Origin of the sequence: Pseudomonas viridiflava (assembly GCF_900184295.1) — a bacterium.
Lineage (GTDB): Bacteria > Pseudomonadota > Gammaproteobacteria > Pseudomonadales > Pseudomonadaceae > Aquipseudomonas > Aquipseudomonas viridiflava.
The window spans coordinates 1,628,720-1,653,030 of the sequence record NZ_LT855380.1 but is presented as its reverse complement, the minus strand read 5'-3'; the positions used below and the strand labels follow the sequence as shown (position 1 = coordinate 1,653,030).

The following is a 24,311-nucleotide window of genomic DNA, read 5'->3' as shown; positions in this document are numbered from 1 at the left end:
CCGCCGGATGTTACCACAATCGCCGAGGTGCTCACATCCTTTGCAAGCGCTGAAAACGAGCCACATCCACTCGGGACGGCTGAGAGACGCTTACAGGCCCGTTCAGCCGCCCTGCTCCCGAAGCGGTCATGGAGAGATGAAACTTCAATGAAGATGTTTGCGGCTCATCAACTGGGCCATTCTGGCGGTATCGGGACGCTCGACAATGCCCTTTTCGGTCACTATCGCATCGATCAGGTCCGCAGGCGTCACGTCGAAGACCGGGTTGAAGGCATCGACGTCGGCACCCACCCGCTGACCGCCCACTTCAAGCAGCTCGCGCCCGTCGCGCTCTTCGATGACGATGTCTTCGCCGCTGGCCATGTCCATGTCGATGGTCGAGCTAGGCGCGACCACCATGAAGCGCACGCCATGGTGCATGGCAGCGACCGCCAGTTGATAGGTGCCGATCTTGTTCGCCACGTCGCCGTTGGCCGTGATGCGATCGGCACCGACGATGACCCAGGTGATGCCTTTGGTGCGCATCAGGTGCGCGGCGGCGGAGTCGGCGTTCAGGGTCACCGGAATGCCTTCGTTGGCCAGTTCCCACGCGGTCAACCGGGATCCCTGCAGCCAGGGACGGGTTTCATCGGCGTAGACGCGCTCGATCATGCCTTCCAGATGCGCAGCACGGATCACACCCAGTGCCGTACCGAACCCGCCGGTGGCCAGCGCCCCGGTGTTGCAGTGGGTCAGCACGGTCTGCAGATTGCCCTGATGCTTGCGAATCAGGTCGGCGCCGAGCTGGGCCATGGTCAGGTTGGCTTCGCGGTCGCTCAGGTGAATGGCCACGGCTTCAGCTTCCAGAAACACCAACGGATCATCCGTCGCCTTCAGACGCTGCAAGCGATCACGCATGCGATTCAGTGCCCAGAACAGGTTGACCGCCGTAGGACGTGAGTCTGCAAGCAGCGCGAAATCATCCTCCAGCGCTGATCGCCAGTCGCCACCGGCCGCGATCCTGGCCCGCGCACCGAGCACCACGCCGTAGGCAGCACTGATGCCGATGGCAGGCGCACCGCGCACGACCATCGAGCGAATGGCCTCCGCCACACCCGCAGCACTGGTGTAGGCGTGCCAGGTTTCCTCGAACGGCAGTACCCGCTGATCCAGCAGGTACAGAGCGTCGTCCCGCCAATCGATGGCCTTTACTTTCTCCGCAGCCAACAGTCGATCGCGCATCGCCCACTCCATCTTGAAATCCAAAGCCAGAATCAAAAGCGGCTGATTATAGCGAGCCGCCCGCCAAGACGCTCGGGTATACTTCGCCATCACCGTAATAAGCTCTGGAAGCCCTGTCATGCCGAACGCCACAGCACCGCTCGACCTTCTGCTCCTGCCCACCTGGCTGGTACCGGTCGAGCCCGCAGGCGTGGTCCTCAAGGAACACGGCATCGGCATCCGTGACGGCCTCATCGTTTACATAGGCCCGAAAGCCGAGGCGCTGAAGCAGAACGCTGCGCAGGTTAGGGAGCTGCCCGGCATGCTCCTGAGCCCCGGCCTGATCAACGCCCACGGTCACGCGGCGATGACCCTGTTCCGGGGGCTGGCCGACGATCTGCCGCTGATGACCTGGTTGCAGGACCATATCTGGCCGGCCGAGGGCAAATGGGTCGATGAGGATTTCGTGCGTGACGGCACGGACCTGGCCATTGCCGAACAGCTCAAGGGCGGCATTACCTGCTTCTCGGACATGTATTTCTACCCCAAGGTGGCCGCCGACCGTGTTCATGTCAGCGGCATGCGCGCCCAGATCACGGTGCCGGTGCTGGACTTTCCTATTCCGGGTGCCCGCAACACCGACGAAGCCCTGCACGCCGGGATCGAGCTGTTCAACGATCTGGCGCATCACCCGCGCATCCGCATCGCCTTCGGTCCGCATGCACCCTACACCGTGGGTGATGAAAATCTGGAGAAGGTCCGGGTCATTGCCGACGAGCTCGACGCCACTATCCAGATGCATGTCCACGAGACGGCGTTCGAAGTCGAGCAGGCCGTTAGCCAGAATCAGGAGCGGCCGCTGGCACGCCTCAACCGTCTGGGCCTGCTCGGCCCGCGCTTCCAGGCCGTGCACATGACCCAGATCAGCGATGACGACCTGGCCCTGCTGGTCGAGAGCAATACCCATATCATTCACTGCCCCGAGTCCAACCTGAAACTGGCCAGCGGCTTCTGCCCGGTCGAGCGTCTGTGGCAGGCGGGTGTCAACGTGGCCGTGGGTACTGACGGCGCTGCCAGCAATAACGATCTGGACCTGCTCGGAGAAACCCGCACCGCCGCCCTGCTCGCCAAGGCCGTTGCCGGTTCGGCGACGGCGCTCGATGCGCACAGGGCACTGCGCATGGCCACGCTCAACGGCGCACGGGCGCTCGGCATCCAGGCCGACACCGGCTCGCTGGAATTGGGCAAGGCTGCCGACATGGTCGCCTTCGATCTATCCGGCCTTGCCCAGCAACCGATCTACGATCCGGTCTCCCAGCTTATATATGCCACCGGCCGCGACTGCGTGAGCCATGTATGGGTGGCCGGCAAGCAGCTGCTCGACGACCGCCGCCTGACCCGGATGGACGAACAGGCGCTGCGCGATACCGCCATGGCCTGGGGTCGACGCATTTCCGGGCAGACATCCGGGCAAGGCGAAGAGACGCGCTGACCGATCAAACCGAACAGAAGACTGTCTGGTTATCTATAGCCAGACAGATGAAACCGAATTTTGAGTTCAAGAGGTATATCCGATGAGCAACGTCGACCGCGCAGAAATCGCCAAATTCGAGGCACTCGCCCATCGCTGGTGGGACCGCGAAAGCGAATTCAAGCCACTGCACGATATCAACCCCCTGCGGGTGAACTGGATCGACGAGCGCGTCAATCTGGCTGGCAAGAAAGTTCTCGACGTCGGCTGCGGCGGCGGCATTCTCAGTGAAGCCATGGCCTTGCGCGGCGCAACCGTGACCGGCATCGACATGGGCGAGGCGCCGTTGGCCGTTGCCCAGTTGCACCAACTGGAATCGGGCGTCAGCGTCGAGTATCGGCAGATCACCGCCGAAGACATGGCCGAGGAAATGCCCGAGCAGTTCGACGTGGTGACCTGCCTGGAAATGCTGGAGCACGTGCCGGATCCTTCGTCGGTGATCCGCGCCTGCTATCGCATGGTCAAGCCGGGCGGCCAGGTATTCTTCTCGACCATCAACCGCAACCCGAAGGCCTACCTGTTCGCTGTGGTCGGTGCCGAGTACATTCTGGGCCTGCTGCCGCGCGGCACCCACGACTTCAAGAAATTCATCCGCCCGTCCGAGCTGGGCGCCTGGAGCCGTGAAGCAGGCCTGCAGGTCAAGGACATCACCGGCCTGACCTATAACCCGCTGACCAAGCATTACAAGCTGGCCTCGGATGTCGACGTCAACTACATGATCCAGACCCTGCGGGAGGCTTGAAGGATGCGTCTGAGAGCGGTTTTATTCGACATGGACGGCACCCTCCTCGATACCGCACCGGACTTCATCGCCATTGCCCAGGCGATGCTGGCTGATCGTGGTTTCCCGGCGGTATCGGACAAGCTGATTCGCGACGAAATATCAGGCGGCGCCAAAGCCATGGTCGCAGCGACCTTCGCAATGTCGCCGAACGAGCCGGAATTCGAAGCCCTGCGCCTGGAGTTTCTCGAGCGCTACCAACGCGACTGCGCCGTGCACAGCAAGCTGTTCGATGGGATGGCTGAACTGTTGACCGACATCGAGAAGGCCGGACTGATCTGGGGCGTTGTCACCAACAAGCCCGTGCGCTTCGCCGAGCCGATCATGCAACAGCTTGGCCTTGCCGAACGCTCGGCACTGCTGATCTGCCCGGATCATGTGACCCACAGCAAGCCTCACCCGGAACCGCTGATCCTGGCGTGCAAGATGCTCGACCTGGACCCGGCCAGCGTCCTGTTCGTCGGCGACGACCTGCGCGACATCGAATCCGGTCGCGATGCAGGCACGCGCACGGCAGCGGTGCGCTACGGTTATATCCACCCCAACGACAATCCTGATCATTGGGGTGCTGACGTTGTGGTCGATCACCCACTGGAACTGCGCAAGGTGCTGGACAACGCCCTGTGCAGTTGCTGAGTCACAGACAATCGTTCGAGGTCTTTCATGTTTGATTATTCCGCTCGCCCGGACCTGCTCAAGAACCGGGTGATTCTGGTGACCGGCGCGGGTCGGGGTATCGGCGCCGCCGCTGCAAAAACCTATGCCGCCCACGGCGCAACCGTCCTGCTGCTGGGCAGGACCGAAGCCAGCCTCACCGCGATCTATGACGAAATCGAAGCCGCTGAACAGCCTCAGCCGGTGGTGATTCCATTTGACCTGGAAACCGCCCTGCCCCAGCAATACGACGAACTGGCCACAATGATCGAAACCGAGTTCGGCCGCCTGGATGGCCTGCTGCACAACGCGTCGATCATCGGGCCACGCACCCCGCTCGAGCAGCTTTCCAGCGAGGAATTTGCCCGGGTCATGCACGTCAACGTCAACTCGACGTTCATGCTGACTCAGGCTCTGCTGCCGCTGCTCAAACGCTCGGAGGATGCGTCGGTGGCATTCACCTCCAGCAGCGTCGGCCGCAAGGGGCGCGCGCACTGGGGCGCCTATGGCGTCTCCAAATTCGCCACCGAGGGCCTGATGCAGACCCTGGCCGACGAACTTGAAGGGGTCACGGCGGTACGCGCCAACAGCATCAACCCTGGCGCAACCCGGACCGGCATGCGCGCCCAGGCCTACCCGGCCGAAAACCCACTGAACAACCCGGCACCGGAAGACATCATGCCGGTGTATCTGTACCTGATGGGGCCAGACAGCCAGGGCATCAACGGTCAGGCTTTAAACGCCCAATAACATTTGGAACGTCATTGATCAACCGAATAAAAATAGTTGGGGATGCGACTTGCCGGCCGCGGTGCCGGCTCAGTCCTCCGATGTAGCGCCTGAAAAATGACATGTCCAAAAAGTTACTTCCCAAGATCAATCACTTGCCGAAAAACAAAGTACCGTCAATAAATCGCCGCACTCATCGACTTGCACCTATGACGCAATCACTTAAGTCATTGATTATTTTAATCTCTTGCTGTTAATGAACCGAATGGCACGACTTTCGCTCTAACCCTGCCAAGCCAGCAACGTGCTGAGGAGCGAACCGATGAGTTCTCCTACCCGGACCCATGCAATCGATTTCGATACCGCCAGGCTTCAGTGCCTCGGTTTTCGCAATCGTCCCAATGCCGAACTGCCGCCTGTAACGCTGGATGAACTGGTCAAACAGTTGGGGCTGCAATTACAGACCAGCCTGGAAGCCGAAAGAATACTCACGCTGTTCTTTCAGGGTGTTCAACGGCTCATTCCATTGGAAGGCCTGATATATCGCCATTCAAAGAGTGATCTGCAACTGCGCCTGGGTGAAAACGCGCTTCACGTTACCGATTTCCATCTGCGTCATGACGGCGAAGACATCGGCCAGCTGGAGCTGCAGACCGCTCAAGTGATCGATGATGCCCGGTTGCATGATCTGGAAACCCTGCTGGCGTGCCTTCTGTACCCGCTGCTCAACGCACTGCTTTATCGCATTGCCACGCAGAGTGCACTGCGTGATGCCCTGACCAATACCGGCAACCGCGTGGCAATGGACCAGAGCCTGGCCCGGGAAGTGGACATCTCACGTCGCCACAAGCAGCCGTTGTCGGTGCTGATGCTGGACATCGATCACTTCAAGAAAGTGAACGATGGCTACGGCCATTACACGGGCGACCTGGTGCTCAAAAGCATTGCGCTGACCCTCAAGGGGCAATTGCGCAACATCGACCGGATATTTCGCTACGGCGGGGAAGAGTTTGTGGTGATTCTGTCCAACACCGAAGGCGCCAGCGCCGGACTGGTGGGCGAGCGCCTGCGACAGGCCGTGCGAGAATTGCGTTTCAAGGAGTTTGCCCCGGCCCTGACAATGACGGTGAGCCTGGGCTGTTCGACGCTGCTGTCAGCGGAAACCGCTGACAGCCTGCTGCGCAGAGCCGACGACGCGCTCTATGCCGCAAAGCGCGAGGGCCGTAACCGGCTGGCCATGGCCTGCTGAAACATCAGGCGCCCCGCCTGCCAGTGCCCTTCAGGCCTGCTCGGCCATGGCACGCTCGCGTGCCGGCTTGACCTTTTCTAGCTGCATGCAGTGTTCCAGAAAGAGATACATGTAGTCGTAGCTCTTGGTGATCGCCTGACGCAATTCGTTCTGCAACGGCACACCGGGATTATTGCCCACCAGCGTGCAGATGATTTCCAGTGCCTCCCAAGGGTGCGCGTCATCGTATTGCGCATGCATCTTGAGCCATTTCATGGCTTTCTTGCGGGTGTCATCAGGGAATGCCTCGGCATAGGCACCGGTGGAACAGACCACGGCCGACCACTCCCCCGTTGCCCCTTCGATAGCGTAATTGGTCGCGGCCATTGCGACTGCCAGTGAATCCGAAGAGCTGGTCTGCCAGCACCAGTGACTCAACGCATGCAACTCGGGCGAGACCTGCTGGTCATGCAGATCATCCAGCGATACGTCATGCGCGGCACACCAGTTCACCCAGTAATCGGCGTGATTGAGTTCCACACGGATGTTGCGCATCAGCCAGCGACGCGCCATGTCCTCACCGGGATGACGGCCAAAGCGGGTCTTGGTCAGGTTCTTGGCCATGTAGACGGCAAACTGCTCGACAACGGGCCAGCCGCCAATCAGGTAGTGGCGCATGATTCGCGGGCTGAGCGTCGCGTCCCGCATCTTTTGATAAAGCTCGTGCTCGACCACGCGGGCCTTGGCAGCGCTGCAATCGTTGATCAACTTCTGCGCCCATGCCGGATAACTGCTGGCTTCCATGAGCGGACCGGTTCTATTGAAAGTGTCGATCACTGTGTAGCTCCTTGTAGTGGCTTATACGGTTTAACTGAACGTTCCCGGCGAGTGGAACATTACAGGGTCGGGTCGTACGGGATGGATATAAAGACTTTCACAGGTCAACAACTCAGGACGCCCGATCAGATATCCCTGAGCAAAATCCACGCCTATTTCCTCAAGTGCGGCTTCGATCTGCGGTGTTTCCACAAACTCTGCAATCGTGCGCTTGCCCATGACATGACCGATATTATTGATGACCTCGACCATGGCTCGATTGATCGGGTTATCCAGCATGTCCTTGACGAAACTTCCGTCGATTTTCAGAAAGTCGACCGGCAAGTGCTTGAGGTAGGCAAAAGACGACATGCCTGAACAGAAATCATCTAATGAAAACAGGCAACCGAGAGACTTCAGCTCATTGATGAAACGAATGGCGCTTTCAAGATCGGCAATGGCGCTGGTTTCGGTGATTTCAAAACAGATCATTTCGGGAGCAACACCAAACATTTTGAATTGCGATTTCAAATAGTCGAGAAATGCATCGTCACCAATACTCGATCCGGACAGATTGATCGCACACATGGCCTGCGGCGCCTGATGCCGTTGCTCGTTCTGGCACCTGGCTATGACCTGAAAAACGTTATGGACCACCCACCGGTCAAGTGTAGTCATCAATCCGTAGCGCTCGGCAGCGGGTATGAAGCTGTCGGGCGCAACCATCCGCCCCGATTCATCACGCAGGCGCAACAGAATCTCGATATGCCTGACGCCATCGCCAGGTTGTCTGATCGATGCGATCTCCTGCGCAAACAGACAGAAGCGATCCTCGTCCATCGCAATGTGCAATCTCTGGATCCAGGCCATCTCACCGGACCTTATCGACAGCGCGGCGTCATCGGAGCGGTACACCTGAACGCGGTTGCGCCCCTTCTCCTTGGCCATGTAGCACGCCATGTCCGCGGCACAGAGTGAAGCTTCGAGCGTCGTGGGGGCGTCACCCAGGTGCACCAGGCCGATACTGACCGTGGTCACGAACGGGCGGCCCTTCCACATGAAATGCAGGTTCTGCACGATCTGGCGTAAGTTTTCAGCAATCTCGTGGGCCCTGTTCGCGGAACAATCGGCCAGCAGTACCCCGAACTCGTCTCCGCCCAGCCGCGCCAGCGTGTCGCCATCGCGCAGGCCCTGCGGCAGCGCCTTGCAGATATGACGCAGCAACTCGTCACCCGCTGCATGCCCGCTGGTGTCGTTGACCAGCTTGAACTGATCGAGGTCCAGGAACATCAGGCAATGACTGCCGGGCTCCGACTGGACGACGTTGAGGACCTGCTGCAGGCGGTATTCGAATTCACTGCGGTTGACCAGCCCGGTCAGCGCGTCATGGGCGGCCTGCCACGACAGGTTGGCGATGTACTGGCGCTCCTGCGTCATGTCGTGCAGGACCAACACGGCGCCACTGACCACGCCATCGGTGTAGATCGGCGAGCCGACCAGCGCCACCGAGACTGTGCTGCCATCGAGCCGTTGAATGAGCTTGGTGTTGGCGCTGCCGCCTTTGAGCTTGCCGCCCAGAATATGGTCGATCAGTGTCGAGCTGTCACGCTGATCGTTCTCGTCCAACAGATTGAACAACGCCGCCAGCGGCAAACCGTTGGCCTGCGCGTTTTTCCAGTGGGTCAAGCCTTCGGCCGCCGGGTTCATGTAGACAATAGCGCCCTTGACGTCGGTGGTGATCACGCCGTCGCCAATCGATTCCAGGGTGATTTGTGCCCGCTCGCGCTCCAGCTGCCAGGCATCGGCAAACAGACGGCGCTGGGCGATGAGTTTGCGCACGCGCCAGAACGCCAGCAGGATCAGGACAAACGCCGTCACCAGGTTGATTCCCACCAACAGCTTGAGGATGAAGCGCGAGCCTTCGCCCAGCGCATCACTGAAGGCCTTGGCAGCCGGTGCCACGCCCTCGTTGATGGCCTTGATACGGGTGCGCCATTGCTCGACCTCGGCAGGCGTGACGTTGCCTGCGCGGACTCGGTCGTGAATCTCGCCGGCCAGCGTATCGAGCTGCATCAGATAGCTGTCGCCCACCGTCCAATGCTCGATGGCGGTTTTCATGAAGCTGAAGTCGCGGAAATTGAGGTACATCCAGATGATGCCGGCCGCATCGTCCGGGTGATTGCCGCCTTGGAGAATCCCGGCCCTGGCGTCGGAAAGTGAAGGAACGGGCCTGTTCAACGCTTCGCGCAGGGCATGTCCGCCTTGCGGAATCGCAAAGGCTTCCTGGTACTTCAGATAGTCACTTTCCTCGTGCCAGTTGGCGTAAAGACCGAGGTAATGAATGGCGTCCTTCTGGCCCTTGGACCAGAGGCTCTCGCCTACCACATAGCTGCGCACCGCAGACATCGTATAAAGGCTGACACACCCCAACAGCGCTTGAAACAAAGCTACCGCAATGAAGGGCCAGACAATGGCTGTCAGGCGAGGCTTGGGAAAGGTCCATGTCTGCTTCATGGGTTCGCGTCACCACATGCCTGAAGATCGTTCTGAGCAGAGCCTAGGCTAAAACCGCATATGATGGCAGGTGATTTTATCGAATTTGACACAACGTTCGCGTAAATACGGGACGTAATGACTCAGATTTGTTGCAGGTGACCGTACAGTTTGGCGTAAAGGCCACCATCGGCGATCAATTGTTGATGGTCTCCGTCTTCGGCGATGCGTCCGCCGTCGAAAACCAGAACGCGGTCGGCCTGCTTCACGGCCGAAAGACGATGCGCGATGATCAGTGTGGTGCGGCTGCGCAGAAAACGCGCAAGGGCAAGATGCAGGTTGTATTCGGTCGCGGCATCCAGCGCCGAGGTGGCTTCATCGAGGATGACCACCTTGGGGTCAGACAGGACCATGCGGGCAATGGCCATACGCTGCCGCTGGCCGCCGGAAAGCCGCACCCCGGACCGCCCCACGATGCTGTCCAGGCCATCGGGGAGTTCACGGATGGCAGGTTCCAGCTGCGCGACTTCCAGCGCCCGCCAGCAGGCCTCGTCGCTGCAGTCGCGGCCCATGGTGAGGTTGGCCCGGACGGTATCGTTGAACAGCGCCGGGTGCTGCAGAACCACCGCCACGTTCTCGCGCACCCGCTCCAGACCGATCTCCTGCTGAGTGGCGCCGCCGAAGCGGATCGAGCCGGTCTGCGCGGTGTAGAGGCCGAGCAACAGCTGCACCAGTGTGCTTTTACCGCCGCCACTGGCCCCCACGATTGCCACTTTCTCGCCCGGCGCAATGGTCAGGTTCAGCTGGTCCAGCACCAGATCCTCGCCATAACCGAAACTGACGCCACGCACCTCGATACCGACGGTCTCCTTACCTTCGAACGGATCGACGCTGCCCACGTATTGCGGCTCGTCACCGCGGGCAAGCAGTTCGTTGATACGTGTCAGCGCCCCGCCCGCCGCGTAATAGGCATATTGCAGGTTCAGCAACTGCTCGACAGGCGTCATCATGAACCACAGGTAACTGAACACCGCGAGCATCTGGCCAATGGACAGGTCCGAGAACAGCACCGTGAGCATGGCGGCTGCGCGGAAGATATCGATACCAAACTGAAACAGCAGACCGCTGGCACGCCCGGAAGCATCGCTTTTCCACTGGGAGTTGATGGCGTAATCGCGTACTTCCTGAGCTTTCAGGCCCAGCCGACCGAGGAAAAAGCCCTGGCGATTGCCCGCCCGCACTTCCTGAATGGCGTCCAGGGTTTCGGTCAGGGCCTGGGTGAAACGCGAGGTGCTGTCGTTTTCCAGCTTCTTCAGATGCTTGACCCGCTTGCCCAGCTTTACCGTGACAAAGATCACCAGCGGGTTGAACAGCATGATCAGCAGCGCCAGCTTCCAGTGCATCCACATCAGGATGCCCGCCGTGCCCGCCAGCGTCAGGGTCGCCACCAGAAGGCGACTCAGGGTCTCGCCAACGAACTTGTCCAGCGTGTCGAGATCGGTGACCAGGTGGGTGGTGACCATGCCGCTGCCCAGGCTTTCGTATTCGCGCAGGGAGATGCGTTTGAGCCGTTCGATGAGGCGCAACCGGATGCGGTAGACGATGTCCTTGGCCAGTCGGGCGAACAGCCTTGCCTGCAGGACGTTGAACAACAAGGCCCCGGCGCGCAGGACCAGCGTCAGCAACAGCATAAGACCGATGTAACCGACAGCCTTCTGCAGACTGTCGGGCAACAGATGGTCCATGACCTTGAGCGCCGCATCACCACGCCCCAGCAATACTTCATCCACCAGCAAAGGCAGAAGTAACGGGATCGGCACGCTGCACAACGTCGCCAGTATCGCCACGCCGTTGGCGATCCACAGGGCTTTCTTGTGGCGCAAGGCAAGCCGTCGAATCTCGGCCCAACTCAATACATGGTGGCGCACGCCTTCGGGTTTCAGCGAATTACCCGTGGAGTCATCAAGCACTGGCCGCACGCTCCAGCCATCGGCCGAGCAACGGCGACAGTTCGCTCAAAGGTTGATAACCATTGGTCAGCAGGGCCAGCTGGCCATTGCGCTCGGCCAGCAAGGTCGGGAAACCCGCGATGCCCAGATCCTGCGACCACGTAAAGTCGGCCGCCGTGGCCGCCTGCTGTTCGGGGCTGTCGAACGCGTCAGCAAACTGCTGGCGGGAAAAGCCGGCCTGTTCGGCAAGCTCGGCCAGCACTGAAGGGCGCGTTACATCACGACCCTGGCCGTAAAACGCCTGTTGAATCAGCTTGACCAGTTCCCAGGCGCGTTCCGGCTCCAGGGACCGCGCCGCCGTGACCGCGAGGCAGGCCGGCGTGGTGTCGTAGACAAAGCCTTCCGGCAAGGCACCTTCACGCAGGAATGGCTGACCGGTGGCCTCCTCGACCGCCTGCCAGTGTTCAAGAATGTAGCGTCGTTTGGAGGCTTCCAGTGGCGAAGCCTCGGAACGCAGCCCGCCCATGACCAGATGCAGCGGTACATCCGCCGCCCGAGCCTGCTGCACCAGCGCATCGGCGACTGGAGCAAAGCCCCAGCACCACGAACACATGGGGTCCATGACATAAATCAGGCGGGCGGACATGGCTCAGGCCTCGGGCAGACGGTAATTACGACCGATCGGGTGGGGCTGGTTACGCGCCTTGGCCAGCTCGATCTGCTTCTGTCGATCGATGGCGCTGCGACGGGTTTTCTCGCTCAGCGAGTCCCAGCAATGCGGACAGCTTACACCTGGCGAGTAGTGCTCGCTCGCACGGTCTTCTGCACTGATCGGGGTACGACAGGCATGGCACTGGTCGTAGTCACCTTCAGTCAGGTCGTGTCGGACGGTGACACGGTTGTCGAAGACAAAACAGTCGCCGCGCCACTGGCTTTCGTCCTGCGGTACTTCTTCAAGATACTTCAGGATGCCGCCCTTGAGGTGATAGACCTCTTCGAAGCCCTCTCCCAGCATGTAGCTGGAGGCCTTTTCGCAACGAATCCCACCGGTGCAGAACATCGCGACTTTCTTGTGCACCGCCGGGTCGAAGTGCGCCTTGATGTAGTCAGGAAACTCGCGGAAAGAAGTGGTCCTGGGGTCTATCGCGCCTTCGAAAGTGCCAATGGACACCTCATAGTCGTTGCGCGTGTCGATCAGCAGGACTTCAGGATCGGCGATCAGGTCGTTCCAGTCCTTTGGCTCGACGTAGGTGCCCACGGCCTTGTTGGGATCGACGCCTTCAACGCCCAGGGTCACGATCTCTTTCTTGAGCTTGACCTTGGTGCGATAGAACGGCTGCTCTTCGCAGTACGATTCCTTGTGATCGATGTCGACCAGACGCGGGTCGCTGCGCAACCAGGCCATCAGGCCGTCAATGCCCTCGCGGGTGCCGGACACGGTGCCGTTGATGCCTTCATCGGCGATCAACAACGTGCCCTTGATGCCGTTGTCGACCATGGCCTGCAACAGCGGCTCGCGGAACGCGACGTAATCGCTGAGGGTGACGAATTTGTATAGCGCAGCCACGACGATCGGCTGACTGATCGACTGTTGAGTCATGTATCACTCCAGGTGGCGACCCTCGCAAAGGGCCTACCGGACAAAAATCTGAACGAAAAAAAACGCACCGGCCTTGCGGCGCGGTGCGGATTCTAGCAAAAACCGTAGGTAGACAGGCACATCGGGTCGTTGATTTGAATCAACGACCCGACGGCACGGATCTCTGAGTGCTCAGTGACCGCCGGCGCAGGTCGGCGATGCCGGGGCTGCGCCAGTCTTCGCCCATTCTTCAGGCGTGTAGGTGTGCAAGGCCAGGGCATGAAACTCGCCCATCAGGGCACCCAGAGTGGCATACACCTTCTGGTGGCGCTTGACCGAGTTCAGACCTTCGAACTGATCACTGACCAGAATGGCCTTGTAGTGCGTCTGTTCACCACGACTGTGCATGTGGCTCTCGTCGAGCACTTGCAGATGATGCGGCTGCAGCAGCGCCAGCGCCGACTCGATACGTGTTTGCATGGTCATGACGGGATTCGCTTAAGGCTTCTTGGCTGGCGCTGGAGCGGCTGCCTTGGCAGGTTCCAGTTCGGCGGTCATGTCGGCGAGCAGCTTGTTGACGACCGGCACGGCGCTTTCCAGCTTGCCCTGGGTCAACTGAGCCGATTGCTGAGCCAGCTCAGGCATTTTGGTCATCACTTTCTTGCCCAGTGGGGACTGGTAGAACGCAACCAGGTCCTTGAGCTCGCTTTCAGTGAAGTTGGCGGTGTAGAGCTTGACCATTTCAGGCTTCAGCTTGTTCCAGCCAATGGCCTGGTCCAGCGCGGTGTTGGCTTTTGCCTGATAGGTTTCCAGCAGCGCCTTTTTCGAGGCAGGTGCCTTGGTTTCGGCGAAGCGCTGGGCAAACATCTGCTGTACTTGTGCGTACACCGGAGCGCCCAGGCGATCGGCATTGGCAAGTTTCAGGAACGTTTCGGCGCTCGCGTTGTGACTGGCGGTATCGGCGAGGACCTGGCCACTGGCGCAGACCAGAACTACCGCGGTACAAATGGCACGAAGACGGGTCATCGAGTTTCCTTATCTAGCAAGCGAGGCAATACCTCAGGGCCGACCATTCTGCGCTTATACAGGCTTTTGGCTCAACCCCCGGTTCGCCGAGCGGTTAAAAAGCAATGATCGGGAACCCTGTTCGCATATGGACACCTAACGCTGCAATGCACTTAAAGGAGTAAGCACAGTGAGCCGCACAGAAACCGACAGCATCGGCCCGATCGAAGTCCCTGAAGACGCTTATTGGGGAGCCCAGACCCAACGCTCACTGATCAATTTCGCCATCGGCGATCAGCGTATGCCGCTGCCGGTATTGCATGCGCTCACGCTGATCAAGAAGGCCGCCGCGCGCGTGAACAACCGCAACGGCGACCTGCCTGCCGACATCGCCCGCCTGATCGAACAGGCCGCCGACGAAGTGCTGGACGGCCAGCATGACGCCCAGTTTCCGCTGGTGGTCTGGCAGACCGGCAGCGGCACGCAGAGCAACATGAACGTCAACGAAGTGATCGCCGGACGCGCGAACGAACTGGCGGGCCAGGGTCGTGGCGGCAAGTCGCCGGTCCACCCGAATGACCACGTCAATCGCTCGCAAAGCTCCAACGACTGTTTCCCCACGGCCATGCACATCGCTGCGGCACAGGCGGTGAAAGAGAAACTGCTGCCTGCCATTGCCGAGCTGTCTGCAGGCCTTGCCGAGCAATCCGCGCGGCACATGAAGCTGGTCAAGACCGGCCGCACCCACATGATGGACGCGACACCGATCACTTTCGGCCAGGAGCTGTCCGGCTTCGTGGCGCAGCTGGATTACTCGGAAAAAGCCATTCGCGCAGCGCTGCCAGCGGTGTACGAGCTGGCGCAGGGCGGCACTGCTGTCGGCACGGGTCTCAATTCGCCGAAAGGCTTTGCCGAAGCCGTGGCCGCTGAACTGGCTGCGTTGTCGGGCCTGCCATTTGTCACCGCACCCAATAAATTTGCAGCGCTGGCGGGTCACGAAGCGCTTACGTCACTTTCGGGCGCCCTGAAGACCCTGGCCGGCACCTTGATGAAAATCGCCAATGACCTGCGCCTGCTGGGTTCAGGGCCACGTGCAGGTCTGGCTGAAGTCAGATTGCCAGCCAACGAACCCGGCAGCTCGATCATGCCCGGCAAGGTCAACCCGACTCAGTGCGAAGCGCTATCGATGCTGGCTTGCCAGGTGATGGGCAACGACGTCACGGTGGGCTTTGCCGCCAGCCAGGGTCACTTGCAACTGAACGTGTACAAGCCAGTCATCATTCACAACATTCTGCAATCGATCCGCTTGCTGGCCGATGGCTGCAGCAACTTCAACGAGCATTGCATTGTCGGCATGGAGCCGGATGCAGAGAAGATTGCCGAACACCTGGAGCGCGGCCTGATGCTGGTCACCGCCTTGAACCCGCACATCGGCTACGACAAGGCCGCGCAGATCGCCAAAAAGGCCTACACCGAGGGGTTGACCCTGCGTGAAGCCGCACTGGCGCTGGGTTACCTGACGGATGAAGAGTTCGACGCCTGGGTACGTCCTGAAAAAATGCTCGAGGCAGGCAGCAATGGCTGACGCCAAAAGTGGCGCCACGCCGCTGGAAGGCAGCGGCAAACGCATTCTGATGGTCTATGGCACGCCCAAGACCATCAGCCTGTGCCATGCCCTCGCCGAAGCCTACACACAGGGCGCTCGCAGCGAAGGGCATGTGGTCCGGGTGTTAAAACTTGGAGAGCTGGATTTCGATCCGGTGCTGCACAGCGGCTACGAACAGAGCCAGACACTGGAACACGACCTGCTCGAAGCCCAGCGACAGATTCACTGGGCCGAGCATCTGGTGTTCGTCTATCCGGTCTGGTGGGGCGGCCTGCCTGCGCTGCTGACCGGTTTTTTCGACAGGGTGCTCACGCCGGGTTTCGCCTTCAAGGCGCATGGACGCAGACACCCTTCCAACGAACTGCTCAAGGGCCGGACGGCGGAACTGCTGGTGACCATGGATACTCCGCCCCGCTACTTCCGCTGGATCTACGGCGCTCCGGCGCACCGGCAGATGATTCGCACCATTCTCGGTTTCTGTGGCATCAAAACCAGACGCCTGACCGAGTTCGCCCCAGTGCGCACCTCAACCGAAGAGCAGCGGCAACAATGGCTTCATCAGGCACTGGCGCTGGGCAAGCGCTGAACCTCATCAGGCCTGGGCCAATCTCGCCCTTCTCGCTTTCAACCCTGCAATCAAAGATGGCCCGAGCGCGGTGAGAGCCGACCCCAGCACCACCAGCAGCGCGCCGCCGTAACCCAGCGCGTTGATCTCTTCGGCCTGAACATAGGTCGGCCACAGCCAGGCGGCAATCGCCACCGAAGCCAGTGTGATCAAAGGCGTCAGGGCCAACGTCGCACTGACCCGCGAGGCCTCCCAGTGCGCCAGCGCTTCGGCAAAAGCACCATAGGCCACCAGCGTATTCAGACAGCAGGCCAGCAGCAGCCAGCCCTGCAGCGGGCTCAGTTGCAACGCCTGGGCGGGATGAGCCCATGGCGTAATCAGCAACGCGCAGAACAGATAGATCACCATCATGACCTGCAGCGAGTTCCACACCGTCAGCAGTTGCTTCTGGCTCAGTCCATAGAAGGTCCAGACCACTGACGCCATGATCACGATCAGCACACCCAGAGTGTAGTCGCCCAGCGAGGTGAGCAGCTCGACGAGACGCTGATTGAAGAACAACCCGAAGCCGATCAGCAGGATCGCCAGACCGATACCCTGCCCCAGACTGAAACGCTCCCTGAACAGAAAGATGCTGCTGATCAGCAACAGGATCGGTCCGATCTGAATCAGCAACTGCGTCGTACCGGGGCTGAGCATGCGCAGCCCGACCAGATACAACATGTAGTTGCCCACCAGCCCCAATACCGCCAGCACAACCAGTGCCTTGCCCTTGCGACCCAGCAGCTTGAAGCTGGGCAGACGCTTGACCGAAGCCAGCCAGACAAACAGCAGCGAGCCAGACACCAGCAACCGGAACCAGGTGACGGTCACCGGGTCCATCGCCTGCAACACCTGTTTGAGTTTGACGGGCAGGATGCCCCAGAGCAGCGCGGTCAACAGGGCAAGACAGAGGCCATACACCCAGCGGCCAGAAGAAATATGCATCACAGATTCCGAAACAAGGCAGGACAAGGCCTTCATTCTAGGCGCTGATCCGCAAAGCAACAGTTACAGCTAGGCAGCGTTATCGGCGCAAAGTGTTTTGCTCACGATTGGCGCTCACGATGAGCGCTCGCCATGGTTGCGCTGGTAGGTATCGCTGCCCATGGCCTGAATCTGGCCTTCTATCAAGGCGTCGAACGGCTTGAGCAGCGCCTCGAAGGAAACCGGTGCTTCGAGTGTCTGCAGGGCATGAACAATCGCCTCAAGCGTCGACAGTGCATCCGGTCCAGGCGCCTTGCGCAAACGATAACGTGAGGCCGGTACATTGCCGAGCGTGACACGCGGAAGCGCAGCCAGCAGCGGATTGAGGTGCAATAATTTGCGCGCCTTGCGCCAAGTGCCGTCAGGGACCACCAGCAGGGTCGGCAGCGCTTCGGCCTGCCCGACAGTCAACGGCTGCGCGGCGTCACCAGGAAAAAGCAGCCGTGGCTGATAGCCGGGCGGATTGAGCAGTTCTGCAAGGTCTTCGAACACTTCGCCGACCCTGAGCTGGGCATTGCTCAGCCCGAGTGCTGCAAAGCGTGCAGTGTTCAACGCGTGCTTCGCTTCGTCCGGGTGCTGCAGGATCAGCACCCGGGTTCGACTGTCCAGTTGTGGAATCAAGGCGCAGAGGCAGTGAGCATCGGGACGCAGGCAACGTTCGCATCGGCTTCGGGACATCGTTTTTACAACTCGCTGGTCACACTGGCAGACAGCAAGACAGGACCGGCATGCCGTCTGTCGCTCAACGTGGCAGTTTAAACAACTCGTCACCATTGCGCCGGGCTATCAACGGCTGCGCTTTGGATTTGAGCTAGCCTCAATGCACAGGGCTGGTGACATGAAGTCCCCCTGCTTGGATCATAACGATCAATAACAGGGGTTCTCATGAGTCGCGAGGAGATCAAACAGAGGGTGCTGGATGCGTTGGGCGTGATCCTCGTGGACAAGGCCGAGATTCGCGACGACGCCACATTCAAGGACCTGAGGCTGGATGACGAGGACGTAGACGAACTGTTCGCTCAGCTGGGAGGCGAATTCAATTTCGAGTTTCCCGACTTCATTCGCAAGCGCGCACTCAACAAGCCCGAGCACCTGTCATTGCCAATGGTCGTGGACCTGATTCTGTTGATGCAGCAGGAGTCGTCGCCAGAGGGTGACAGTCAGAAGAAAAAGCGCCGCCGTGCTCCCTCGCGACATTGATTAACAGCATCGATCAGTAACGTGGATTCATGTCGGGACGCGGGCGCGCCCCGATGCGATGGCGTATTTGCACTGTCCTTGCGACAGCACGTGCCGGTACAACCTATCGGCGCGGGCGGCGACGTGTATCGTCGGTGCGAACCGGAATGGGCTGCAGCTTTGGTCGTTCGATCAGACCCAGCGCAACACCCACATCATGGAGCCATTCTTGCAGTTTGCTGTTCATAAAGCCCCCTTCAGGGAAAACACGGCAACCAACCTGTGCTGATCACTCAATAGAGATCATAGAAGCATCCGTTCGGTTCGCCGAGCGTTACGGAAAACAATTTTCCCGATATGGGCAATGTGACACCTGCGGGGAATTCCTTCTAGTCTTTGCGACGGACGGACACCGGCATTTCTTACTCAGGCAAACGAGCCAGACCCTCTTCATCGGTCATGGCCCGTTCAAGCAGATCAGGCGGCAGGCTTTTACTGGCACGCGCGCCGAGCAGCTTCAACTGCTCACTGCGACTGACCAGATTGCCGCGCCCTTCTGTCAGCTTGTTACGTGCGGCCGAATAGGCCTTGTCCAGTTGCTGAAGACGACTGCCCACCTCGTCCAGATCCTGAATGAACAGCACAAACTTGTCGTACAGCCAGCCGGCACGCTCGGCGATCTCGCGGGCATTCTGGCTCTGGCGCTCCTGCTTCCACAGGCTGTCGATCACCCGCAGCGTGGCCAGCAGCGTCGTGGGGCTGACGATCACGATGTTCCGGTCGAAGGCTTCCTGAAACAGATTCGGCTCGGCCTGCAGCGCGGCGGAAAAGGCCGCTTCGATCGGCACGAAGAGCAAGACGAAATCCAGGCTGTGCAGCCCTTCAAGGCGTTTGTAATCCTTGCCCGACAGCCCTTTGACGTGATTGCGCAGCGACAGGACATGCTGTTTGAGTGCGGCCTGCCCGATGACCTCGTCATCCGCCGACACGTACTGCTGATACGCCGTCAGACTGACCTTGGCATCCACCACAACCTGCTTGTCACCCGGCAGCATGATCAGCACGTCAGGCTGAAAGCGCTCGCCATCCGGCCCCTTGAGGCTGACCTGGGTCTGATACTCGCGCCCCTTCTCGAGCCCTGCGTGTTCCAGCACGCGCTCAAGGATCAGCTCACCCCAGTTGCCCTGAGTCTTCTGCCCCTTGAGAGCGCGCGTCAGGTTGGTGGCTTCATCGCTCAGACGCAGATTGAGCTGTTGCAGGCGCTCCAGCTCCTTGGCCAGCGAGAATCGCTCACGGGCTTCATTCTGATAGCTTTCCTCGACGCGCTTTTCGAACGACTGAATACGCTCTTTCAACGGCGTCAGCAGTTGCCCCAACTGCTGCTGGCTGGTTTCGGCGAAGCGCTGCTCGCGCTCATCGAAAATCTTGCCCGCCAGTTCCGCGAACTGTGCACGCAGTTCGTCGCGGGAACCCTGAAGGTCATTCAGCCGCTGCTGGTGACTGTCCTGCTGTTCACGCAGTTCGGCACCGAGCGCCGCGCATTGCGCATCGAGGCGACGCAACTCGGCCTCCTTGATGGCGCGCTCCTGATTCAGCCCCTGCGCGACATCACGGGCGTTATCGGACTCCTGCCGCAACAACTCGACCTCCCTGCGCAAGGCTGCAAGGTCAGCCTGCTTGGCGGCGTTGGCCTGGCTCAGGTCGCTGATCTCGTCACGGCTGGCGTCCAGCTGTGCATTGAGACCGTCCTGAGCCATTTGCGCCATGCTCAGGCGCTCGTCCAGCAACGCAGTCTCGGCATCGCGACGTGTCAGACGGCGCTGCAACTGCCAGACCCACGCCAGCAACGGCAACGCTGCAGCGCCCAGGCCGAACAACAGGCTGTTCAAGTCAAATGCCATAACGACTCCGTGCGTGGCGAATGAGTGCCAGCCGCATTATGCGTAAAGCGTTCAGAAAAATAGAGAGTGCATCAATGACAACGAAAAGTGCAGCCAGGACAGCCATCGAGAAGCAGCGCGCGGGCAAATCGGGGGGCGAGATTCTACTCGCTTTTGATGTCAACGACACCCCCAATTCTGTGTCGTTTCGGATCGGGACAATCCACAGAAGCTGTGGATAACTCAGTGGACAACACCCCTTTAACTCTCTCAAACGCAGGCAGAATGGGGCCTGCGCTCAAACTGACGATTTTTTCACCAGTTTAAAAAAACGATGTTTTTCATTGACTTAATAATTCACCATCAGAAATCAAACCCTTAGCGACGCATGTGACAGTGATGTGGCAGCTTGTGACGCTAATGTGCACAACTCTGAAACGTCCATTTTTTCAGGCGTTTCAAATCCTTTGCAGAAGCCGCCTGATTGCGACGCTTTCTCAATGAATCTGTGGCTCGCAGGGCATATTCCGAACACGCTGGACACCCATTGAATCGGCTCTTGAACGGCCAGGCCGTACCTGTGAATCCTTGCGTGCGACAAAAGGCGTGCGCTGCGGTCCAAACGAGCGCCGAGAAAACCGCATCACGGTTCATGCTTGCGATTATTGAAGGGACACGATGAAAGAAGTAGTGAAGTTCTTCGTGCTGTTGATGGCTGTCTGCATCACGGCAGTCGGCGCCAGCATCGTCCTGCCGCCGCCGGATGGTGGCGTCTTCGCCTACACCATCCTGCTATCGGGCATCGCCGTGGCCCTGATCATCTGCAGTGATCTGAGCAAGGGGCGCATTAACAATGTCGGCGACATCATGCGTGCCATCGAAAGCCGAACGTCCAGGCCCTTGACCCTGGCAGCCTATGCGCTGGGCTGTTCGATGGTGGCCTGCGCCACGGTGCTGATCTATCGAATCTCCGACCACTGGTAGCTGTTGATTTATATACACACTTGCAATTCACTTCAGGCTTGATTAGCATAGCCGCCGTTAGTACCAAGCTGAAAATCAATTCCGGTCGACAAGTCCCCCAGTATCAGCTCTTTCCAAAGGAAGAGAATGCTGGCTACAAGGGATCGACCACCTCGATGGTTTCCAGGCATGACCCTTTCGCATATGTGAGCCACACCTTGGCGGCAATGCAGTTACGGCTATCATGCTCTGCTTCAACCAGCCTGCAATTGATCAGGATCTTCACCCGGAGCGTCGAACCTTTGCTCCTGTTGTGTTGCCTGCCCTCCTAAGTACCTACCAGCCAGCCAGAGCGCCATACGATAAAGCGCGCTTCAATTGACTGTCTTGTTCCAGTCAGGTTCTCCGCCCAGCCAGGCTTTACCAATTACTGCCGGCCCGCGTTTACTGGAATCTTTATTTATGCACGGTATTGTTCCGTGTTGATTCAGGAAACACCTAATATGACTCACCATAACCAGACCCAACATGCCATTCATACGTTGACCAACGCATTCGCGCCAATGAATTGCCTGATCATGGCGGCCCGCAAAGGCTGCTTCAGCTTCACCATCGTCAACGAGCACGGCATCGCCCGCCACAGCGAGCGCCTGTACCCCGATCAATACGCCAGCGCCGAACCGCTGCAGGCCGTGATCGAGCGTACCCGTCAGGCACTCATTGCCTGATAGACGAACGCAGCACCGCAAGCCCGAAACCCCGCCCTCACCTGGCGGGGTTTTTTATTGCCTGCATTTTCTGTTCGGATGAATCCAGCTAATTGCCAACGGATATAGCCGCTTATCGGCAAAGCCGCAAACAATTTAAAAACAGGCCGTTACACCGCAAATCTGACACTACACTTCAACTCGGGCGACCTGAGGCCGCCTCCGGAAGCCCCCGCACCCTCCGCTTCGCCAGGCACCAGAGGGGCACGCAGTCACACATCCGAGCGCCGACAGTATTATGGGTATCGCAGCCATAGAATTATGCCGTCACGTCATCCGCCCGACCCTGATGTATCTGGATCGCCGAAGCCATCGTGCCGAATCCCTGTTGCTGGGCATAGCCGCCAGCCAGTCAGCGTTCGGTGCCGCCCTGGACAGCCGCCGCGGGCATGGCCTCTATCGCATACCAGAGCTCAGGCACAAGCAGCTCTGGGACAACTATCTGGCGCTGGATCCTGACCTTGCCAGCCGGGTCAGAGGCCTTGCCAGCCAGCACGCCTTCCTCAGCGGTCCGCATCTGGAATTGACCGTCAATCTGCGCTACTCGACGGCCATCGCCTTGATGATGATCGAAGCCACGAACACGCTTCTTCCAGCCGAAGACGACCCACTGGCCATGGCCAGAATCTGGAGAACCGTTTTTCAGCCACAGGGACGATTGAGAGACTTTGTCGCATGCTGGAATGCCAGTGTCGCACCCTTGTATCTACCGGCATGAGCCAGACACCGGAATTCGAAGATCGGCAGTGTTCGCTGCAAGATAGATGGATTGTCCTACAAGAATAGCTCTAACTCGGGCTCTTCAGGCTATAGCGCGCCGTCGAAAATGTTGGTAATTTCCGCCCGGTGATCACAAGGAGTTCTAATAATGAAAACAATGACAAAAGTAATGAACAGGACAACACTGGGTCTGGCTATCGGTCTGGCCTCCTCTCAGCTATTCGCTGCAGGTTTTGCACTCAACGAACAAAGCGTCAGCGGCATGGGCACCGGTTTTGCCGGTCGTTCCTCGTCTGCCGATGATGCAAGCACCGTCTTTGGCAACCCTGCCGGCATGTCCCGTCTCAAGCGCGAAGAAATCAGCGTGGGCGCGGCAGCCGTGATCGCCAAGACCAACATCGACAACGGCCGTGGCACCTTCGGTGGCAGCAACGACGGCGACATGGTTCCTGTCGTGGGCGTGCCCATGGGCTACTACGTCAAGCCGATCGATGATCACTGGGCATTCGGCCTGGGCATGTATGCCCCGTTCGGTCTGGTGACCGACTACGAAAGCGGCTTCGCGGGCCGCTACTGGGGCGACAAGAGCCACGTACAGGTTGTCACCCTCCAGCCGACCGTCAGCTATGCCTTCAATGACAAGGTGTCCATCGGTTTCGGTCCCACTATCAACCGTATCGACGGCGAGCTGACCTCCTCCACGCTCAACGCTGCGACGCCAGGCCGTAACGACGGCAAGGTGAAGATCAAAGGTGACGACACCGCGCTGGGCTTCAACGTTGGTGTACTCGTGCAAGCGACTGACACCACACGCCTGGGCCTGACTTACCACTCCAAGGTCGACTACAAGCTCAAGGGCAAGACCAAGATCGAAGGCTCCGGCTTCGGTCCGTTCGGCGGCCAGAAATACGACGCCTCGCTGGACATCTCCACGCCTGAGTCGGTGGACTTCTCCATCACCCAGCAGATCGATGAAAACTGGACTGTCTACGCAGGCAGCACCTGGACCCGCTGGAGCCGCCTGACCGACATCACCGTCAACAACGACGGCGTTCCTCCGCAACTGGGCGGCTCGGCAGGCCCGATCGGCACCATCTCCGAAGAACAGGACTGGCACGACACCTGGGCTCACGCCATCGGCGCTTCGTACAAGGTCAACAAGGAGTGGACACTGCGCACCGGCTTCTCCGTGGACCAGGCGCCGACCAACAACGTCAATCGCTCTCCACGCATCCCGACCGGCGACCGCAAGATCGTCAGCTTCGGTGCCGGCTGGAGCCCGACCGACGACCTGACCATCGACGTAGCGTACTCGTACCTGCGTGAAGATGAAGCCAAGATCCGCAACAGCAGCGCCACCAAAGGCTCGTACAGCGCGGACTTCCGCAACACCGCGCACGGCGTCGGCACTTCGGTCACCTATCGCTTCTGATGGACGACTGAAAACCGGCTGAAAAAAAGCCCGCACATCCTCAGGGAGTGCGGGCTTTTTGTTGCGCTCGGTAAATGCTCAGCGTCCGCTCGGATGTGACGCGCAGCGTCACGGGATGCATGCCCACGCGGAGCACTCATCGTTATACGCAACTCCCCTTGGAGGAATACGACGATGATCGTTCCCACGCTCTGCGTGGTAACGCCGC

The 24,311-nt window shown here is 59.5% G+C and carries 24 protein-coding genes; 12 read left to right on the top strand and 12 right to left on the bottom strand.

Annotated elements, in window-relative coordinates; all coding sequences use genetic code 11:
• Window positions 1-144: 144 nt before the first annotated feature.
• Window positions 145-1,221 (bottom strand): S-methyl-5-thioribose-1-phosphate isomerase, encoded by a 1,077-nt coding sequence (gene mtnA / locus CFBP1590_RS07830; protein ID WP_004884114.1) that lies wholly within the window; start codon window positions 1,219-1,221, stop codon window positions 145-147.
• 118 nt (window positions 1,222-1,339) lie between these two features.
• On the opposite strand from mtnA, the gene CFBP1590_RS07825 reads away from it, so the two are divergent.
• The 5 genes from CFBP1590_RS07825 (at window position 1,340) to CFBP1590_RS07805 (ending at window position 6,144) form a co-directional block, all read left to right on the top strand.
• On the top strand, window positions 1,340-2,692 hold the full coding sequence (locus CFBP1590_RS07825; RefSeq protein ID WP_043304281.1) for a TRZ/ATZ family hydrolase: 1,353 nt from the start codon (window positions 1,340-1,342) through the stop codon (window positions 2,690-2,692).
• Window positions 2,693-2,774: 82 nt separating this feature from the next.
• A complete protein-coding gene (ubiG, locus tag CFBP1590_RS07820) occupies window positions 2,775-3,473 on the top strand; it encodes a bifunctional 2-polyprenyl-6-hydroxyphenol methylase/3-demethylubiquinol 3-O-methyltransferase UbiG (RefSeq protein WP_025993835.1) in 699 nt (232 codons plus the stop codon).
• Between the two features lie 3 nt (window positions 3,474-3,476).
• On the top strand, window positions 3,477-4,148 hold the full coding sequence (mupP, locus tag CFBP1590_RS07815) for an N-acetylmuramic acid 6-phosphate phosphatase MupP (RefSeq protein ID WP_004884117.1): 672 nt from the start codon (window positions 3,477-3,479) through the stop codon (window positions 4,146-4,148).
• A 27-nt stretch (window positions 4,149-4,175) separates the two neighbouring features.
• Window positions 4,176-4,916: a YciK family oxidoreductase gene (locus CFBP1590_RS07810; protein ID WP_088234794.1), complete on the top strand. Its 741-nt coding sequence runs from the start codon at window positions 4,176-4,178 to the stop codon at window positions 4,914-4,916.
• Window positions 4,917-5,217: 301 nt separating this feature from the next.
• Complete coding sequence (locus CFBP1590_RS07805; RefSeq protein WP_088234793.1) at window positions 5,218-6,144, top strand: GGDEF domain-containing protein; 927 nt, start codon at window positions 5,218-5,220, stop codon at window positions 6,142-6,144.
• 30 nt (window positions 6,145-6,174) lie between these two features.
• Here the strand turns inward: CFBP1590_RS07805 and CFBP1590_RS07800 are convergent, their stop codons facing one another.
• The 7 genes from CFBP1590_RS07800 to CFBP1590_RS07770 all read right to left on the bottom strand — a co-directional run bounded on the left by CFBP1590_RS07800 (window position 6,175) and on the right by CFBP1590_RS07770 (window position 13,986).
• Entirely contained in the window at window positions 6,175-6,960 is a 786-nt protein-coding gene (locus CFBP1590_RS07800; protein WP_088234792.1) for an iron-containing redox enzyme family protein, read from the bottom strand.
• A 30-nt stretch (window positions 6,961-6,990) separates the two neighbouring features.
• A complete protein-coding gene (locus tag CFBP1590_RS07795; RefSeq protein WP_088234791.1) occupies window positions 6,991-9,453 on the bottom strand; it encodes an EAL domain-containing protein in 2,463 nt (820 codons plus the stop codon).
• Between the two features lie 122 nt (window positions 9,454-9,575).
• Entirely contained in the window at window positions 9,576-11,360 is a 1,785-nt protein-coding gene (locus CFBP1590_RS07790) for an ABC transporter ATP-binding protein (RefSeq protein WP_167383114.1), read from the bottom strand.
• 34 nt (window positions 11,361-11,394) lie between these two features.
• Window positions 11,395-12,027, bottom strand: a complete 633-nt coding sequence (locus CFBP1590_RS07785) for a DsbA family protein (protein WP_058431697.1) — start codon at window positions 12,025-12,027, stop codon at window positions 11,395-11,397.
• A gap of 3 nt (window positions 12,028-12,030) precedes the next feature.
• Entirely contained in the window at window positions 12,031-12,981 is a 951-nt protein-coding gene (gene trhO / locus CFBP1590_RS07780) for an oxygen-dependent tRNA uridine(34) hydroxylase TrhO (protein WP_029241127.1), read from the bottom strand.
• 171 nt (window positions 12,982-13,152) lie between these two features.
• Window positions 13,153-13,446, bottom strand: coding sequence for a BolA family protein (locus CFBP1590_RS07775; RefSeq protein WP_004884126.1), 294 nt, complete (start codon window positions 13,444-13,446; stop codon window positions 13,153-13,155).
• A 12-nt stretch (window positions 13,447-13,458) separates the two neighbouring features.
• Entirely contained in the window at window positions 13,459-13,986 is a 528-nt protein-coding gene (locus CFBP1590_RS07770) for a DUF2059 domain-containing protein (RefSeq protein ID WP_004884127.1), read from the bottom strand.
• A gap of 169 nt (window positions 13,987-14,155) precedes the next feature.
• On the opposite strand from CFBP1590_RS07770, the gene CFBP1590_RS07765 reads away from it, so the two are divergent.
• Both CFBP1590_RS07765 and CFBP1590_RS07760 read left to right on the top strand, forming a co-directional pair.
• Window positions 14,156-15,550: a class II fumarate hydratase gene (locus CFBP1590_RS07765; protein WP_088234789.1), complete on the top strand. Its 1,395-nt coding sequence runs from the start codon at window positions 14,156-14,158 to the stop codon at window positions 15,548-15,550.
• Window positions 15,543-16,157 (top strand): NAD(P)H-dependent oxidoreductase, encoded by a 615-nt coding sequence (locus CFBP1590_RS07760; protein ID WP_029241129.1) that lies wholly within the window; start codon window positions 15,543-15,545, stop codon window positions 16,155-16,157. Before CFBP1590_RS07765 ends, CFBP1590_RS07760 begins: the two co-directional genes overlap by 8 nt.
• A 6-nt stretch (window positions 16,158-16,163) precedes the next feature.
• On the opposite strand, the gene CFBP1590_RS07755 is transcribed toward CFBP1590_RS07760, so the two are convergent.
• Entirely contained in the window at window positions 16,164-17,123 is a 960-nt protein-coding gene (locus CFBP1590_RS07755) for a DMT family transporter (protein WP_088234788.1), read from the bottom strand.
• 114 nt (window positions 17,124-17,237) lie between these two features.
• Entirely contained in the window at window positions 17,238-17,840 is a 603-nt protein-coding gene (locus CFBP1590_RS07750; protein WP_088234787.1) for a tRNA-uridine aminocarboxypropyltransferase, read from the bottom strand.
• A gap of 207 nt (window positions 17,841-18,047) precedes the next feature.
• Here CFBP1590_RS07750 and CFBP1590_RS07745 point away from each other — a divergent pair, with 207 nt between their 5' ends.
• Window positions 18,048-18,362: an acyl carrier protein gene (locus CFBP1590_RS07745; RefSeq protein WP_025993823.1), complete on the top strand. Its 315-nt coding sequence runs from the start codon at window positions 18,048-18,050 to the stop codon at window positions 18,360-18,362.
• Between the two features lie 103 nt (window positions 18,363-18,465).
• On the opposite strand, the gene CFBP1590_RS28260 is transcribed toward CFBP1590_RS07745, so the two are convergent.
• On the bottom strand, window positions 18,466-18,588 hold the full coding sequence (locus CFBP1590_RS28260; RefSeq protein ID WP_004884133.1) for a PA1414 family protein: 123 nt from the start codon (window positions 18,586-18,588) through the stop codon (window positions 18,466-18,468).
• 175 nt (window positions 18,589-18,763) lie between these two features.
• Complete coding sequence (locus CFBP1590_RS07740) at window positions 18,764-20,128, bottom strand: DNA recombination protein RmuC (protein ID WP_162876798.1); 1,365 nt, start codon at window positions 20,126-20,128, stop codon at window positions 18,764-18,766.
• Window positions 20,129-20,899: 771 nt separating this feature from the next.
• Here CFBP1590_RS07740 and CFBP1590_RS07735 point away from each other — a divergent pair.
• The 4 genes from CFBP1590_RS07735 (at window position 20,900) to CFBP1590_RS07720 (ending at window position 24,103) form a co-directional block, all read left to right on the top strand.
• Window positions 20,900-21,205 carry a hypothetical protein gene (locus CFBP1590_RS07735; protein WP_025993821.1) on the top strand — a complete coding sequence of 102 codons (306 nt, stop codon included), beginning with the start codon at window positions 20,900-20,902 and terminating at the stop codon, window positions 21,203-21,205.
• A 482-nt stretch (window positions 21,206-21,687) separates the two neighbouring features.
• A complete protein-coding gene (locus CFBP1590_RS07730) occupies window positions 21,688-21,912 on the top strand; it encodes a hypothetical protein (RefSeq protein ID WP_004884137.1) in 225 nt (74 codons plus the stop codon).
• Window positions 21,913-22,189: 277 nt separating this feature from the next.
• Window positions 22,190-22,669, top strand: coding sequence for a hypothetical protein (locus tag CFBP1590_RS07725; protein WP_043304301.1), 480 nt, complete (start codon window positions 22,190-22,192; stop codon window positions 22,667-22,669).
• 159 nt (window positions 22,670-22,828) lie between these two features.
• Entirely contained in the window at window positions 22,829-24,103 is a 1,275-nt protein-coding gene (locus CFBP1590_RS07720; RefSeq protein ID WP_032632636.1) for an OmpP1/FadL family transporter, read from the top strand.
• Window positions 24,104-24,311: the final 208 nt, after the last annotated feature.